Here is a 15,466-nt window from a genome sequence, read left to right on the forward strand (position 1 = left end):
GGGGGCAGTGAGATTGATAATACCGAGAGCTTGTGAAAGTTCCATTTAAAAAGGGTCCATGTTGTGCATGAACCCTTTTTACACGAGCCACCGGATCGGTCAACTGATCCTTAAACGATCAGCATTACCCTCTGAGGTGCCGTTTTTTTTGGCAAACTCCAGGATCAGATTCCAGAGCCTTGCGAATAACTCTCTTCGCCAAACACGCCCGTCGATAAATATCGATCGCCACGGTCGCAGATAATTGCTACGACAACAGCGCCCGGATTTGCCTGTGCAACACGTAATGCGCCTGCAACCGCACCGCCCGAACTCACACCACAGAAAATGCCTTCTTCGCGCGCAAGTTTGCGCATGGTTCTCTCTGCGTCTACTTGAGACATATCGATCACTTCATCAACCAAACTCGGGTTGAAGATCTTCGGTAACCACTCTTCTGGCCAGCGACGAATTCCTGGAATACTGCTGCCATCTTCTGGCTGCAACCCAACAATTTTGACTGCTTTTTCTTGCTCACGCATGAATTGGCTGACGCCGGTTACAGTACCGGTAGTTCCCATACTTGAGACGAAGTGCGTGATTCGCCCTTGCGTCTGGTTCCAGATCTCCGGCCCGGTAGTGCTGTAGTGCGCGTAGGGGTTATCCGGATTATTGAACTGGTCGAGAACCTTCCCCTCACCGCGTTCATCCATCAAACGGGCCATTTCGCGTGCGCCTTCCATGCCCTGTTCTTTGGTCACAAGGATTAACTCAGCGCCATAAGCCTGCATCGCCGCTTTGCGTTCCATACTCATGTTGTCAGGCATTAAAAGCTTCATTCGATAGCCTTTAAGCGCTGCAATCATCGCCAGTGCAATCCCGGTATTGCCACTAGTCGCTTCAATGAGCGTATCTCCTGGGGAGATTTCACCGCGAGCTTCTGCGCGCACAATCATAGAAAGTGCCGCGCGATCTTTAACCGAGCCTGCCGGATTATTCCCCTCAAGCTTCACCCAAATTTCGCTGCCGTTATCAAGGCCGGTGCGTTGTAATTTAACCAGAGGCGTATTACCAATCGTGCTTTCTAAGGTGTTCACTTGCCTGTCCAAAAAATAAGAAAAGCGGCCACGTGGGCCGCCTTTGCGTGTCGTGTTGTTCAGTAAACTTATCAGGCTGATTGAGCCAGGTCTACACCCTGAATTCGGTTGTTGCCTTCATACAAACGCGCATGTTGCAGACCAACGAACAGACGTTCGCCACGTACCGGGACATGATTTTCACGTAGAACAACCGTTAATGGTTCGTCATACCAGCCGATCGGCTGCACAACCAACTGCATATAATGTCCGCGTGGGCTGATTTCCAGCACCTGTACCGGAAGTGGAGAGTCGAGATTCGTACGGCGACTGACATCTACCTCCCATGGGCGTAAGAATAAATCAACAGCCCCCTGATATGCAGGAGTGAAGCCCAGCGGCCAGCGGTGTGCACCTACATGGAACTGGCTGCCGCGAATAGTGCCTTTCATACGGTTCACTTCGCCGAGGAACTCCAGCACAAAGCGAGTCGCGGGTTCGCGCCATACCGCTTCTGGCGTATCAACCTGCTCGATATTCCCCTGGCTCATTACGACAACCCTATCCGCAACTTCCATCGCTTCTTCCTGATCGTGGGTCACGAATACGCTGGTGAATTTCAGCTCTTCATGCAACTGGCGCAACCAGCGGCGCAGTTCTTTACGCACCTGTGCATCCAGCGCGCCAAACGGCTCATCAAGCAGCAGGATTTGCGGCTCAACCGCCAGCGCACGTGCCAGAGCGACACGTTGCTTCTGCCCACCAGAAAGCTGTGCCGGGAAACGATCTGCCAGATGTGATAACTGCACCATCTCCAGCAAACGAGTCACTTTCTGTTTAATAGCCGCAGACGATGGACGCTCACGGCGCGGTAAAACCGTCAGGCCGAAGGCGATATTGTCGAACACCGTCATATGGCGGAACAGCGCGTAATGCTGGAACACGAAGCCCACTTTACGGTCACGGGCATGAATACGGCTCACATCGGTGCCGTGGAAACTAATACGCCCGCTGTTCTGGTGCTCAAGACCCGCAATAATACGCAGTAGCGTGGTTTTACCGGAGCCTGACGGCCCCAACAACGCCACCATTTGGCCTGAGGGGATATCCAGCGAGATATCATTTAGCACCTGGGTGCGACCAAAAGATTTCTTAATATTGGTAATATCAATGCTCATGATTCCCCTCCTGTTGCAGGCGTTTTTCCTGGCTATTCAAACGCCACTGCACCGCACTCTTTAAGAACAACGTAACGATTGCCATCAGGGTCAATAACGCCGCTGCGGTAAACGAACCGACGGTGTTGTAGTCCTGCTGTAGCAATTCAATCTGTAACGGCAGTGAGAACGTCTCACCGCGAATAGAACCGGAAACCACCGACACGGCACCAAACTCCCCAATCGCACGGGCGTTGGTTAACACCACGCCGTACAGCAGAGCCCAGCGGATATTAGGTAATGTGACGCGGCGGAACATCTGCCAACCGGATGCGCCGAGTAAAATAGCCGCTTCATCTTCCTGGCTGCCCTGGCTCAACATCACCGGCACCAGTTCGCGCACCACAAACGGGCACGTCACGAAAATCGTCACCAAAACCATGCCCGGCCAGGCAAACATAATCTGAATATTATGCGCATCCATAAAGCCCGCCAGCGGGCCGTTGGAGCCGTAAAACAGCAGGTAAACTAAACCGGCGACCACTGGCGAAACCGCAAAGGGAATATCCAGCAGCGTCAGTAACAACTGGCGTCCAGGGAAATCAAAACGCGTTACCAGCCACGCCAGCAAAATACCGAACACCAGGTTCACCGGCACGGTAATCAGCGCAATCATTACGGTGAGCCAGATTGCGTGCAGCATATCCGGGTCGACAATATTCTGTAGCGCAGGCATCAGCCCTTTCGAGAAAGCCTGAGCGAAAATAGAGGCCACCGGTACCACCAGCAGCAAAAATGAAATCAGCACGCCGAGGCCAATCAGTGTCCATTTGCCCCAGTTAAATCCCGTGCGGCGATAGCTTTTCAATTCAGTTACGTCCGTCATCAGTGACCTACCACGCGCCGACCAAAGCGACTTTGCAACGTGTTAATGGTAAACAGCAGCAGCAGTGAAGCAGCAAGGATCACCGAGGCAATCGCACTGGCTGCCGGGTAATCAAACTCCTGCAAACGTACAAAAATCATCAGTGAGGTGACTTCGGTCTTCCAGGCGATGTTCCCGGCGATAAATATGACCGCGCCAAATTCACCCAGGCTGCGGGTGAAAGAGAGCGCCACGCCCGCCATTAATGCTGGTGAAAGCTCCGGTAAAATCACACGGCGGAAACTCTGCCAGCGCGTTGCGCCCAGGGTTTCTGCGGCCTCTTCGTATTCTGGCCCGAGCTCTTCAAGCACGGGTTGGATGGTACGTACCACAAACGGAATGCTGGTAAATGCCATTGCCACGGCAATACCCAGCCAGGTGTAAGTCACTTTGATGCCAAACTGCGCCAACCACTCGCCGTACCAACCGTTAACGGAAAACAGCCCCGCCAGCGTTAAACCTGCAACGGCGGTTGGCAGTGCAAACGGCAAGTCCATCAAAGCATCGAGCAGGCTGCGGCCGGGAAATTGATAACGCGTTAAAATCCACGCCATCAACATGCCAAACGCGCCGTTAAAGATTGAGGCAACCCCCGCCGACAGCAGTGTGACTTTATATGCCGCCACTACCTGCGGGTTGGTGATCACTTCCCAATACTGAGCCAGCGTCATCTCGGAAAGCTGCATTACCAGCGCGCTTAAAGGCAGCAGCAAAATCAGGCAAACAAACAGCAAACTGGTGCCGAGGCTTAAGGTAAAGCCCGGCAACACCCGTTTAGAAGCAACAGCAAACATTACTCACGCCCCTTGCCGAGCAACTTGTCGAACTCACCGCCACTGGCAAAGTGGGTTTTCATCGCTTCTGGCCAGCCGCCAAATTCGTCTTCGACGCGGAACAGTTCGGTCTGCGGGAATTTGTCTTTCAGTTTCGCCATCACTTCCGGGTTATTCACGCGGTAGTAATAGTCAGTAATGATGGTTTGCGCCGCAGGGCTATACAGGAAGTTCAGATACTCTTTCGCCGCTTTTTCAGTGCCGTTGGCTTTAACGTTTTTATCCACCCAGGCGACTGGGAATTCAGCCAAAATATTGACCTTTGGCACAACCACTTCGTAGCCATCTTTCTCGTACTGTTTGCTAATGTTGTTAACTTCAGACTCAAAGCTAATCAGCACATCACCCAGGTTACGCTCAACAAATGTCGTGGTTGCGCCACGGCCACCGGTATCAAACACTTCGACGTTTTTCAGGAACTGCGTCATATACTGTTCGGTTTTGGCTTTATCGCCACCGTCAGCTTTGTTTGCCGCACCCCATGCGCCTAAGTAGGTGTAACGGGCGTTACCGGAAGTTTTTGGGTTAGGGAAAATGAGTTTTACGTCCGGGCGAACCAGGTCGCTCCAGTCGTGAATATTTTTAGGGTTGCCCTTGCGTACCAGGAACGCCATGGTGGAATAGAACGGCGAACTGTTGTTTGGCAAACGGGTCTGCCAGTCGGCGGGAATCAGGTTGCCTTTGTCATGCAGGATCTGCACATCAGAAACCTGGTTATAAGTTACAACGTCTGCTTTTAAGCCCTGCAAAATTGCCAGTGCCTGTTTTGATGACCCGGCATGAGATTGTTTAATCACCAGCTTGTCGCCGTTATTTTCCTCAGCCCACTGCTTCTGGAAGGCAGGATTGAGCGCGGCAAAAAGCTCGCGAGACACATCATAAGAGCTGTTCAGCAGTTCCGTGGCATGAGCTGAACCTGCCAGCAACGCAGAAACAACCAAAGCACTCCAGACTTTTTTAACCGATGTCATTGCCATTGGGTACCCTTATAAATGTTATATACCCATCATATTTCAAGTTGCAGATGCGTTGGCTGCTCTCGTTCACCCGAATCACTTACTTGTGTAAGCTCATCGGGATTAATGAGAGACTCCTGTCTCTCACCGAAGGCCAGCCTCCGGCTGGTCAAATTCGTTCCCGACGAATTTGTCGCTCGTTTGCCGCTTTCCTGCATCTTGAAATATTTTGGGTATTACGGTCTGCTTAATTGTGACCAGTGTATTTATAACGAGTGTCAAAGCTGTAACGGTTTTATATATCGTTTGGTGATTTGCAATAAGAAAGGGGTATAAGCTCAGAAAGGTAGGGCGTTAGCGGCGAAGGCAGTCTGACGACGGCCAGCGCGCAAAAAACGGAGCGTACATGAAGTACGTGGGGATTTTGAGCACTGCCCGGTGCCAGAATGGCGAGTAAGGTAGCCCTTACAGGTTTAGAAGCTTGTCTAAGGACGGCGCGAAATAATATCCACCCGTCACCGGCTTAGTAAAACGCAGCATCCCATCACGCTTTCCGTCGGTTTCGCCAAACATGCTCAGCAGTTGCTGCTCGATGTTATGCAAACGCGCGCAATAAGCGATGAAGTACAGGCCGTGCGGGCCGCTGGCAGTACCGTATGGCAGACTCTGGCGCACAATCTTCAGGCCTTTGCCGTTTTCTTTCAAATCAACACGAGTCAGGTGAGATGTGTCCGGGCGCTCGTCACCGTCAATCTCTTCATTGGCTTCTTTTGTACGGCCAATGATCATCTCCTGCTCGTTCACGCTCATGCGGTTTAGCTGCTTGAGATTATGCTCCCAACGCTGCACGAACACGTAGCTACCACCTGCATCGATGCCATCATTAATGACCGCCACTTCACGGCGAGTCTCTTCGCCCTGCGGGTTTTCGGTGCCATCAATAAAGCCGCTCAGATCGCGTTCTTCAACCCAGCGGAAACCGTGGATTTCTTCTTCAATTTTCAGCGCGTCGCCAAATGCCGCCAGTGCCGCCTGTGCCACAGAGAAATTTACGTCATGGCGCAGAGAAAGAATATGGATCATCACATCATGCTGCGTTGCAGGAGCAAGACCCTTGCCCAATGGAGCAAAGTTTTTCAACTCGGTCGCACCCACGCCACCACTTAAATCACGCCATAAGTCATGACCAAACGCCACCACTGCGCCTAAGTTTGCGTCCGGGAATTTACCCTGCAACTCAGTTAGCGATTGATTAAAGGTTTTGCAGCCCTGGCGAATAGCATCGAAATCGCCCTGAATACTCGCTTCCAGCCAAACGGCGGCGCGACAATGTTCTGGCAAAATACCAGTTTGAACACGAGACATGAATCCTCCTGAAAAAAACACGCCACTCACCGTGGCGTTTATTTCCATATGATACCCAAATCTGGCCGCACCTTCTTGAGAAGGCGCAAGGCCGGGCGAATTTTTTATCGACGCCAGATAATTTTGCTGACTTTCCAGTTTTTGAGCGCATCGTCAGACGGCATCAACTCCTGCCCGCCATGCCATTCACCGCTAAAAATGTAGCTAATGTGCTGGCTGTCTTTGGCCTTACACTCGACACCGTCACTATCATCTCCAGTCCCTTTGACACATGCGCCAAATGCTTTGTCGTACAGGTCGCTGAAGGCGGTGCCAATCTTCACGCCGCTATCAGTTTCGATGTCGCTATCCATAACATCAACGCGGCTTACTGTGCCTTTTTCGCCGTTGACGGCAACCATCACGGTTTTGTCATCCATCGCTTCATAGAAGCGAACAATCTCGCCGTTATCGGTTTTCATGCCGCTGCGTAAACGGTAGTTATCATTCAACGCGCTGCTGACGGCCTTTTCATCCATCGGCGTACTGGCGTTTAACTCACCCACGCCCTTCTCGCTGACTTCAATCGACGAACCAAACCAGTTCCACGGATTTGCCGCAGACCAATTGACGGATGACAACGTCGAACAGCCTGCTAACACCAGCGGCAGCCCTAATAACATCAGGCGCAGTTTTTTCATCAGAAATTCCTTTATTAAGCATGGATACGCGCTTTGGAGTGCAAACTTTCCCAAAAGTGCCCGGTTATTCACAATTGATAGTGAAGTAATCTCGTAAACGGCGGCTGGTACACAGCCACCAGAGGGCAAAAATATCGGCAACCAGCAGCGCTAAAGTGACGCCCGTCAGCACTTCGCCCTGCCAAAGCAATATGAGTTGCCAGGCCAAAACGATGAGCTGTGCGGCAATCAATATCCAGCGCCAGGCGGCCCATAATCGAGGGTATAAATGGCGGCGGCCGCTAATCATAAATGCCAGAGCCGCAGGAACGCCAGGCAATAGCCCGAACCAGAAATTGTCGCGGTCAGGATAAAAGACGCCAAGGATAGCATCACCCTGTTGACGGGACGCTGCCGCCAGCACCAGGACAAACCAGGTTCGCGCCTGTAAAAGAAGGGTACACCAGAACAAAAAAGGTGTTTTCAGATTACCGTGGGTATCGTAATCCGAAGGTGGATACAGCACAGGCATTAATATTCCTGATCTTCAATCAATCGCTTGCCGAGTAGCATCACATCTTGCTGCTCATACTCGAGCCGCTCGTACATGCCAATCACAAGGTCGTTTTCTTCACGCACCATGATTTGAATTTTTGGGCAACCGCGTGCGATTAGCTTCTTTTCCAGTCGGCTAAGTAGCGCATTAGCAATGCCGCGACCACGATATTCCGGGTGCACGCCAAGGTAATAAGCTGAACCCCGATGGCCGTCGTAACCACCCATCAGCGAGCCTACGACTTCGCCGCCCACTTCTGCCACTAAGAACAGATCCGCGTCATGATTGAGTTTGCGTTCAATGTCCATCTCAGGATCGTTCCATGGACGCAGTAAGTCGCAACGTTCCCAAAGCGTAATGACTTCTTCGAAATCATCCTGGCGAAAAACACGTATTTCCATGGTATTAGCCACCTGAAAGTCTAAAACAGTGATTATGGCGTTAAGTTTCTGTTTAGCCAATATCTGCCGCAAAACGAGGCAAAAAATGACATACTAGCCACTCATTCATTTTTGGTAATGAAAATCCCAAAAATGCTTGTCGTTTACCCTTTGCCGATACGCTATAAATGCCTATCTGCAATTTTAAAGATAAAAATATTAGCCGCATGAGCAAAATTAAATCACTGACGCATCTGACTACCCGCCGCCAGTTACTGCTTACTGGGTTGGCTGCTTTAACGTTAACGGGCGTAAATAAGGCTTTGGCCAGCCCGGAGACTAAACCTCTTAAAACCACCACAAACCACAGCAAACCGAGCAAAAAATCGGGTGGCCGTCGGGTAGTGATGCTCGACCCAGGCCACGGCGGTATTGATACCGGCGCGATTGGCCATAATGGTTCTAAAGAGAAACATGTCGTACTGGCCATTGCTAAAAATGTACGAAACATTCTTAAAAGCAATGGGATAGAGGCCAAACTCACACGTACCAGCGATGAATTTATTCCGCTGTATGATCGCGTAGAAATCGCCCACAAACACGGGGCCGATCTCTTTATGTCGATTCATGCTGATGGTTTTACGAACCCGTCTGCTGCCGGTGCGTCGGTGTTTGCCCTTTCCAATCGCGGCGCAAGTAGTGCGATGGCGAAATACCTTTCGGATAAAGAAAACGCCGCCGATGATGTCGCAGGCAGCAAGGTCAAACATAAAGACCAGTATCTACAACAGGTACTGTTCGACCTGGTGCAAACTGACACCATCAAAAACAGCCTGACGCTCGGCTCGCACATTCTTAAGCAAATCAAGCCAGTGCACAAACTGCACAGCCGTAACACGGAACAAGCGGCGTTTGTGGTGTTGAAGTCACCGTCGATTCCTTCCGTACTGGTTGAAACGTCATTTATCACCAACCCTGGTGAAGAGAAGTTGCTGGGCACTCCCGCGTTTCGCCAGAAAATTGCTAATGCTATTGCCTCTGGCATCATTAGCTACTTCAATTGGTTTGATAACCAAAAAGCCCACAGTAAGAAACGTTGAACCCTATGAACTTGCCAGATATTCAGTCCGTAAAACAATTCCTGCTGCAATTGCAGGACACCATCTGCCAGCAGCTCAGCAATATTGATGGTGCTGCGTTTGAAGAAGATAGCTGGCAACGCGAAGGCGGTGGTGGCGGGCGCAGCCGGGTGTTACGCGGTGGGAATGTCTTTGAGCAAGCGGGCGTTAACTTCTCCCATGTACATGGCGATGCGATGCCTGCGTCTGCTACAGCGCATCGCCCGGAACTCGCCGGGCGCAGCTTTGAAGCAATGGGCGTCTCTCTGGTGGTGCATCCGCTCAGCCCGTACATTCCCACCAGCCATGCCAACGTGCGCTTTTTCATTGCACAAAAGCCAGGTTGTGACCCGGTATGGTGGTTTGGCGGCGGTTTTGACCTAACGCCGTTTTACGGTTTTGAAGAAGATGCCGTTCACTGGCATAAAACCGCGCAGGAGCTGTGCCAGCCGTTTGGCGATGACGTATTCCCACGATACAAAAAGTGGTGTGATGATTATTTCTTTATTAAACATCGGAATGAACAACGTGGTATTGGCGGCCTGTTCTTCGACGATCTGAACACCCCAGATTTCGACCATTGCTTCAGCTTTATGCAAGCTGTGGGTAATGGTTACCTGGATGCATATCTGCCGATTGTCGAACGCCGTAAAGCGCTGCCATGGGGCGAGCGTGAGCGCGACTTCCAGCTTTATCGCCGTGGCCGTTATGTGGAATTTAACCTGGTGTGGGATCGCGGAACGCTGTTTGGTTTGCAGACCGGCGGGCGTACAGAGTCGATTTTAATGTCGATGCCACCACTGGTTCGCTTTGAATATAACTATCAGCCAGAAGAAGGCAGCCCGGAGGCTGCCTTGTATCGTGATTTCTTACCGGTTAAGGATTGGGTTTAAATCACAGCGGAACGGTCTGCGCCTCAACCACTGCCAGCGCCACCATATTCACAATACGACGAACAGACGCAATCGGTGTTAACACATGCACCGGTTTTGCCACGCCCATCAATACTGGCCCGACTGTCACCCCTTCGGAACTGGAAACACGCAACAAGTTGTAGCTAATGCGTGCCGCTTCGACGTTTGGCATGATCAAGATATTTGCAGAACCTTTCAGTGGGCTGTCAGGCATACGCTCGTTACGAATGCTTTCCACCAGCGCCGCATCACCATGCATTTCACCGTCAATTTCCAGCTCTGGTGCACGTTCGCGTACCATCTCCAGCGTTTTACGCATCTTGCATGCCGCTTTCGAATCGGAGGAACCATAGTTGGAATGCGACAACAACGCGACTTTTGGCTCGATACCAAAGCGACGCACAGTTTCCGCAGCTAACAAGGTTATTTCTGTCAGCTCTTCCGGCGACGGATCGTCATTCACATAGGTATCAGCAATAAAGGTGTTACCGCTTGGCAACAACAGCGCATTCATTGCCCCAGCCGCTTTCACGCCTTCACGATACCCGAACAACTTTTCCACCACGGAGAAGTGCTCGTGATACTCACCGATAGTGCCGCAAATCATGGCATCCGCTTCACCACGGTGCACCATAATTGCACCGATCACCGTGGTGTTGCTGATCACGGCACGCTGCGCCTGTTCTTGCGTAATACCGCGGCGTTTCATGATGTTGTAGTACTCATTCCAGTACTCTTTGAAACGCGGATCGGATTCGTTATTCACGATCTCAAAATCGCGCCCGGCTTGCATTTGCAGGCCGAGTTTCTTCAGGCGCATTTCGATAACCGCCGGGCGACCAATCAGAATCGGTTTCGCCAAACCAAGTGTAATCAGCTCCTGAGTCGCATGTAGCACACGCGCCTCTTCACCTTCTGTCAGCACCACACGTTTTGGATCTTTGCGGGCCTGAGAGAAGATTGGCTTCATAAACAGGTTAGTTTTGTAGACGAACTCGGTCAGTTTTTCGCGATAAGCGTCGAAATCCTGAATCGGACGCGTTGCCACACCGGTTTCCATTGCCGCTTTTGCCACTGCTGGTGCGATTTGCACGATAAGACGCGGATCGAATGGTTTTGGAATCAGGTAATCAGGGCCGAAAGTCAGCTCTTCTTCGCCATAGGCGGAAGCCACTACATCGCTCTGCTCGGCGTGAGCCAGTTCGGCAATCGCGTGAACCGCCGCCAGTTTCATCTCTTCGTTAATCGCCGTTGCGCCAACATCCAGCGCGCCGCGGAAGATGAACGGGAAGCACAGCACGTTGTTAACCTGGTTAGGGAAGTCAGAACGACCGGTGCAGATAATTGCATCCGGGCGCACTTCTTTTGCCAGCGGCGGCAAAATTTCCGGCTCAGGGTTTGCCAGCGCAAGAATCAATGGCGCGCGCGCCATCTTCTTGACCATCTCCTGGCTCATGGCTTTCGGGCCAGAACAGCCGAGGAAAATATCCGCGCCTTCAATCACTTCGTCGAGCGTGCGCTTACCGTTATCTTCCACCGCGTAAGCCGCTTTGGTTTCAGCCATGTTCTCTTCACGGCCCTTGTAGATAACGCCTTTCGAATCGCACACAACGATGTTGTGTTTCTGGATGCCCAGTTGTACCAGCAGGTTCATACAGGCGATAGCCGATGCACCCGCGCCAGAAACCACTAAACGCACATCAGAGATATTCTTCTCAACTACACGCAGGCCGTTAAGCACCGCAGCAGTACAGATGATGGCCGTACCATGCTGATCGTCATGGAACACAGGAATGTTCATGCGCTCGCGCAGTTTTTTCTCAATGTAGAAGCACTCTGGCGCTTTGATGTCTTCCAGGTTAATGCCGCCAAACGTTGGCTCAAGTGCAGCAATCACCTCAATCAGTTTGTCCGGGTCCATTTCATCGACTTCGATATCGAACACGTCAATACCGGCAAATTTCTTAAACAGAACGCCCTTACCTTCCATCACTGGCTTGCCCGCCAGTGCGCCAATATTACCCAGACCCAGCACCGCGGTGCCGTTGGAAATCACGCCGACCAGGTTGCCACGCGCGGTGTATTTGTAAGCAGCAAGTGGGTCTTTTTCAATCTCAAGACAAGGTGCCGCAACGCCCGGAGAGTAGGCCAATGCTAAGTCACGCTGGGTCGCCAGCGGTTTGGTTGGCGAAACCTGAATTTTACCGGGGACTGGGAATTCATGAAAATCGAGGGCACTTTGTCTTAGTTGTTCGTCCATTTCTTCGTTCCTTTTTTATCACTCTCAAGGGTCGTAAGGTCACGTTAAGATCGCTTTAGGGCCACGTAGTATCACGCTTGCGCGCGTTCTAAACTTTGAACATCGCCATACTATCAGCAACGTCTTGCAAAAATGTTAGAAAATCAGAGCCATTATGTTACCTGGCATTAACAACAATGCCATGCCTATCTGCTATGCTTTTTAGTTATGCCAACGATGAATTTTCATCGTGAGTGACATGGAACACTCAAATTAGACTTTGCATTTCAAGGAGATAGTCATGAATCAGTTAGATAGTATCAAGAAATTTACCACCGTTGTTGCCGACAGCGGTGACATTGAATCTATCCGCAATTACCAGCCTATCGATGCGACGACCAACCCCTCGCTATTACTGAAGGCAGCAGGTTTAGCGCACTATCAAACACTCATTGATGATGCCATTGCTTACGGTAAACAGCGCGGCGACACGCGAGAAGCCCAGGTCGCGCAAGCCTGTGACAAACTTGCGGTCAATTTCGGTGCGGAAATTCTGAAAAGCATTCCTGGACGAGTCTCAACAGAAGTGGATGCCCGTCTCTCGTTTGATAAAGAAAAAAGCATCGCGAAAGCCCGCCATTTGATCGCTCTTTATGAAGAGCTGGGCATTGATAAGTCGCGAGTTCTCATCAAGCTTGCTTCAACCTGGGAAGGTATTCGTGCCGCAGAAGAACTGCAAAAAGAGGGAATCGATTGTAACCTGACGCTGCTGTTCTCTTTTGCTCAGGCACGAGCCTGTGCGGAAGCTGGCGTGTTCCTGATCTCACCGTTTGTCGGGCGTATCTACGACTGGTATCAGGCTCGCAAACCGATGGACCCATATGTGGTTGAAGAAGATCCGGGCGTCAAATCGGTGCGCAATATCTATGATTACTTTAAGCAGCACAACTACAGCACCATCGTGATGGGCGCGAGCTTCCGCCGCACCGAACAAATTCTTGCGCTAGTAGGCTGTGATCGCCTGACTATCGCCCCTAACCTGCTGCAACAGTTGCAGGAAAGCGAAGAGCCAGTGGTACGCAAACTGGTGCCGATGTCCCAGGGCTTCCGTCGCCCGGAACCCATCAGCGAGGCAGATTTCCGTTGGGAGCATAATCAGGATCCAATGGCGGTAGAAAAACTGGCAGAGGGCATCCGCCTGTTCGCCATCGATCAACGAAAACTGGAAGATTTGCTCGCCGCTAAACTTTGAACGACAACCACGGAGTGAAACATGTCATCTCGTAAAGAGCTTGCTAATGCCATTCGTGCCCTGAGTATGGACGCGGTACAAAAAGCGAATTCGGGCCACCCTGGCGCACCGATGGGGATGGCAGATATTGCCGAAGTGTTATGGAACGAATTCCTGCACCACAACCCGACGAACCCCACATGGGCTGACCGTGACCGCTTTATTCTCTCTAACGGCCACGCCTCGATGTTGCTCTACAGCCTTTTGCATCTGAGCGGGTATGACTTGCCGATGGAAGAGTTAAAAAACTTCCGTCAGCTTCACTCCAAAACCCCCGGCCATCCGGAAATTGGTTATACACCCGGTGTTGAAACCACCACCGGGCCGCTTGGCCAGGGGTTAGCAAATGCGGTCGGCATGGCGATTGCTGAACGCACGTTAGGGGCGCAATTTAACCGTCCCGACCATGAAATTGTCGATCACTTTACCTACGTATTTATGGGGGATGGCTGCCTGATGGAAGGCATCTCTCATGAAGTGTGCTCGCTTGCCGGCACCCTCGGTCTTGGCAAGCTTATCGGCTTCTATGACCACAACGGCATCTCAATTGATGGTGAAACTAAAGGCTGGTTTACCGACGACACCGCGAAACGCTTCGAGGCTTATCACTGGCATGTGGTGCATGAAATTGATGGCCACGACCCGGAAGCAGTGAAGAAAGCGATTCAAGAAGCGCAAAGTGTGAAAGATAAACCGTCACTGATTATCTGCCGCACCATCATTGGCTTTGGCTCGCCAAACAAAGCGGGCAAAGAAGAGGCCCATGGCGCGGCACTCGGCGAGCAGGAAGTGGCTCTCGCCCGTAAACAACTGGGCTGGAACTACCCGGCGTTTGAAATCCCGAAAGAGATTTATCAAGCCTGGGATGCCAAAGAAAAAGGCGAGAAAGCAGAAACGTCCTGGAACGATAAGTTTGCCGCTTACGCCAAAGCTCATCCAGAACTAGCCGCTGAGTTTAACCGCCGCATGCACGGTGAAATGCCGGAGGATTGGCAGGAACTCACTCAGCAGTACATTGATAAATTGCAGGCCAACCCAGAGAAAATTGCCACCCGTAAGGCCTCACAAAACACGTTAAATGCCTATGGCCCAAGCCTGCCTGAATTGCTCGGCGGCTCGGCTGACTTAGCGCCAAGTAACCTGACCATCTGGAAAGAATCCAAATCTATCAAAGAGGATCTCGCCGGGAATTACATTCACTACGGCGTGCGCGAATTCGGTATGACCGCCATCGCTAATGGGATTGCCCATCACGGTGGATTTGTGCCATACACCGCGACATTCCTGATGTTTGTGGAATATGCGAGAAATGCCGCACGAATGGCGGCGCTGATGAAAGCGCGGCAAATTATGGTTTATACCCACGATTCCATCGGCCTTGGCGAAGATGGCCCAACCCATCAGGCGGTAGAACAACTCGCCAGCCTGCGTATGACGCCAAACTTCAGTACCTGGCGCCCGTGCGATCAGGTTGAAGCTGCTGTAGCCTGGAAAGCGGCAATCGAGCGGCACAACGGCCCAACGGCACTCATTCTTTCGCGCCAGAACCTCGCACAAATGGAACGCACGCCGGAGCAAGTCAAAGCGATTAGCCGTGGTGGTTATGTTCTGAAAGACGGCGGCGGTACGCCAGATGTGATTCTGATAGCCACAGGATCGGAGATGGAAATCACTGTGCTGGCGGCAGATAAACTCACAGCCGAAGGCCACAAAGTACGCGTGGTTTCACTGCCTTCGACCGATATTTTTGATGCTCAGGACGAAGAGTATCGCGAGTCAGTATTACCTTCAGGTATTGCTGCGCGAGTGGCGGTGGAGGCAGGTATTGCGGATTACTGGTACAAATATGTCGGCCTGAAAGGCGCGATTGTTGGTATGACGACTTACGGTGAATCAGCGCCTGCTGACAAGCTATTCCCGTTCTTTGGCTTTACCACCGAGAATGTGGTGGCGAAAGCGAAAAAGGTATTGGGTGTTTAATCTTCTTAGAGAAAATTGACGGTAATCCCCTAAATAAT

14 protein-coding genes are annotated in these 15,466 nt (G+C 51.5%); 4 read left to right on the top strand and 10 right to left on the bottom strand.

Going from position 1 to position 15,466, the window contains the following annotated elements; genetic code table 11:
• Positions 1-164: 164 nt before the first annotated feature.
• From cysM to LVQ79_RS21270, 9 genes are all read right to left on the bottom strand, one after another.
• Entirely contained in the window at positions 165-1,076 is a 912-nt protein-coding gene (gene cysM, locus LVQ79_RS21230; protein WP_232866677.1) for a cysteine synthase CysM, read from the bottom strand.
• 71 nt (positions 1,077-1,147) lie between these two features.
• On the bottom strand, positions 1,148-2,233 hold the full coding sequence (gene cysA / locus LVQ79_RS21235) for a sulfate/thiosulfate ABC transporter ATP-binding protein CysA (protein WP_232866679.1): 1,086 nt from the start codon (positions 2,231-2,233) through the stop codon (positions 1,148-1,150).
• The gene (gene cysW / locus LVQ79_RS21240; protein ID WP_064555028.1) at positions 2,223-3,098 is read right to left on the bottom strand and encodes a sulfate/thiosulfate ABC transporter permease CysW; all 876 of its coding nucleotides are present in this window, start codon (positions 3,096-3,098) and stop codon (positions 2,223-2,225) included. The genes cysA and cysW overlap by 11 nt, the downstream gene beginning before the upstream one ends.
• Positions 3,098-3,931, bottom strand: a complete 834-nt coding sequence (gene cysT, locus LVQ79_RS21245; RefSeq protein ID WP_034497495.1) for a sulfate/thiosulfate ABC transporter permease CysT — start codon at positions 3,929-3,931, stop codon at positions 3,098-3,100. The genes cysW and cysT overlap by 1 nt, the downstream gene beginning before the upstream one ends.
• Complete coding sequence (locus LVQ79_RS21250) at positions 3,931-4,947, bottom strand: sulfate ABC transporter substrate-binding protein (protein WP_232866681.1); 1,017 nt, start codon at positions 4,945-4,947, stop codon at positions 3,931-3,933. The genes cysT and LVQ79_RS21250 overlap by 1 nt, the downstream gene beginning before the upstream one ends.
• 444 nt (positions 4,948-5,391) lie before the next feature.
• Positions 5,392-6,291 (bottom strand): Dyp-type peroxidase, encoded by a 900-nt coding sequence (locus LVQ79_RS21255; RefSeq protein ID WP_232866683.1) that lies wholly within the window; start codon positions 6,289-6,291, stop codon positions 5,392-5,394.
• Positions 6,292-6,395: 104 nt separating this feature from the next.
• The gene (locus tag LVQ79_RS21260; RefSeq protein WP_232866685.1) at positions 6,396-6,971 is read right to left on the bottom strand and encodes an RpoE-regulated lipoprotein; all 576 of its coding nucleotides are present in this window, start codon (positions 6,969-6,971) and stop codon (positions 6,396-6,398) included.
• A gap of 64 nt (positions 6,972-7,035) precedes the next feature.
• Positions 7,036-7,482 (bottom strand): DUF2919 domain-containing protein, encoded by a 447-nt coding sequence (locus tag LVQ79_RS21265; RefSeq protein WP_232866688.1) that lies wholly within the window; start codon positions 7,480-7,482, stop codon positions 7,036-7,038.
• Positions 7,482-7,907 carry a GNAT family acetyltransferase gene (locus tag LVQ79_RS21270; protein ID WP_034459050.1) on the bottom strand — a complete coding sequence of 142 codons (426 nt, stop codon included), beginning with the start codon at positions 7,905-7,907 and terminating at the stop codon, positions 7,482-7,484. The genes LVQ79_RS21265 and LVQ79_RS21270 overlap by 1 nt, the downstream gene beginning before the upstream one ends.
• Before the next feature lie 206 nt (positions 7,908-8,113).
• Between LVQ79_RS21270 and amiA the strand changes: the two genes are divergently transcribed.
• Both amiA and hemF read left to right on the top strand, forming a co-directional pair.
• Positions 8,114-8,986 carry an N-acetylmuramoyl-L-alanine amidase AmiA gene (gene amiA, locus LVQ79_RS21275; RefSeq protein ID WP_232866691.1) on the top strand — a complete coding sequence of 291 codons (873 nt, stop codon included), beginning with the start codon at positions 8,114-8,116 and terminating at the stop codon, positions 8,984-8,986.
• A 5-nt stretch (positions 8,987-8,991) separates the two neighbouring features.
• The gene (gene hemF / locus LVQ79_RS21280; protein ID WP_232866693.1) at positions 8,992-9,897 is read left to right on the top strand and encodes an oxygen-dependent coproporphyrinogen oxidase; all 906 of its coding nucleotides are present in this window, start codon (positions 8,992-8,994) and stop codon (positions 9,895-9,897) included.
• 1 nt (position 9,898) lies between these two features.
• Here the strand turns inward: hemF and maeB are convergent, their stop codons facing one another.
• A complete protein-coding gene (gene maeB / locus LVQ79_RS21285) occupies positions 9,899-12,178 on the bottom strand; it encodes an NADP-dependent oxaloacetate-decarboxylating malate dehydrogenase (protein WP_034459057.1) in 2,280 nt (759 codons plus the stop codon).
• 280 nt (positions 12,179-12,458) lie between these two features.
• Between maeB and tal the strand changes: the two genes are divergently transcribed.
• Positions 12,459-13,409, top strand: a complete 951-nt coding sequence (gene tal, locus LVQ79_RS21290; protein ID WP_232866695.1) for a transaldolase — start codon at positions 12,459-12,461, stop codon at positions 13,407-13,409.
• 21 nt (positions 13,410-13,430) lie between these two features.
• On the top strand, positions 13,431-15,428 hold the full coding sequence (gene tkt / locus LVQ79_RS21295; protein ID WP_232866698.1) for a transketolase: 1,998 nt from the start codon (positions 13,431-13,433) through the stop codon (positions 15,426-15,428).
• The last annotated feature ends 38 nt before the right edge of the window (positions 15,429-15,466 follow it).

It is taken from the genome of Buttiauxella cochleicola (genome assembly GCF_021282405.1).
Classification (GTDB): domain Bacteria; phylum Pseudomonadota; class Gammaproteobacteria; order Enterobacterales; family Enterobacteriaceae; genus Buttiauxella; species Buttiauxella massiliensis.

Excerpts from the sequence above, each read along its gene's own strand:
- hemF (WP_232866693.1), top strand. The coding sequence starts at position 8,992 with ATGAACTTGCCAGATATTCAGTCCGTAAAACAATTCCTGCTGCAATTG.
- LVQ79_RS21260 (WP_232866685.1), bottom strand. The coding sequence starts at position 6,971 with ATGAAAAAACTGCGCCTGATGTTATTAGGGCTGCCGCTGGTGTTAGCA.
- cysW (WP_064555028.1), bottom strand. The coding sequence starts at position 3,098 with ATGACGGACGTAACTGAATTGAAAAGCTATCGCCGCACGGGATTTAAC.
- cysT (WP_034497495.1), bottom strand. The coding sequence starts at position 3,931 with ATGTTTGCTGTTGCTTCTAAACGGGTGTTGCCGGGCTTTACCTTAAGC.
- tal (WP_232866695.1), top strand. The coding sequence starts at position 12,459 with ATGAATCAGTTAGATAGTATCAAGAAATTTACCACCGTTGTTGCCGAC.
- cysA (WP_232866679.1), bottom strand. The coding sequence starts at position 2,233 with ATGAGCATTGATATTACCAATATTAAGAAATCTTTTGGTCGCACCCAG.
- LVQ79_RS21255 (WP_232866683.1), bottom strand. The coding sequence starts at position 6,291 with ATGTCTCGTGTTCAAACTGGTATTTTGCCAGAACATTGTCGCGCCGCC.
- LVQ79_RS21270 (WP_034459050.1), bottom strand. The coding sequence starts at position 7,907 with ATGGAAATACGTGTTTTTCGCCAGGATGATTTCGAAGAAGTCATTACG.
- LVQ79_RS21250 (WP_232866681.1), bottom strand. The coding sequence starts at position 4,947 with ATGGCAATGACATCGGTTAAAAAAGTCTGGAGTGCTTTGGTTGTTTCT.
- maeB (WP_034459057.1), bottom strand. The coding sequence starts at position 12,178 with ATGGACGAACAACTAAGACAAAGTGCCCTCGATTTTCATGAATTCCCA.
- amiA (WP_232866691.1), top strand. The coding sequence starts at position 8,114 with ATGAGCAAAATTAAATCACTGACGCATCTGACTACCCGCCGCCAGTTA.
- LVQ79_RS21265 (WP_232866688.1), bottom strand. The coding sequence starts at position 7,482 with ATGCCTGTGCTGTATCCACCTTCGGATTACGATACCCACGGTAATCTG.
- tkt (WP_232866698.1), top strand. The coding sequence starts at position 13,431 with ATGTCATCTCGTAAAGAGCTTGCTAATGCCATTCGTGCCCTGAGTATG.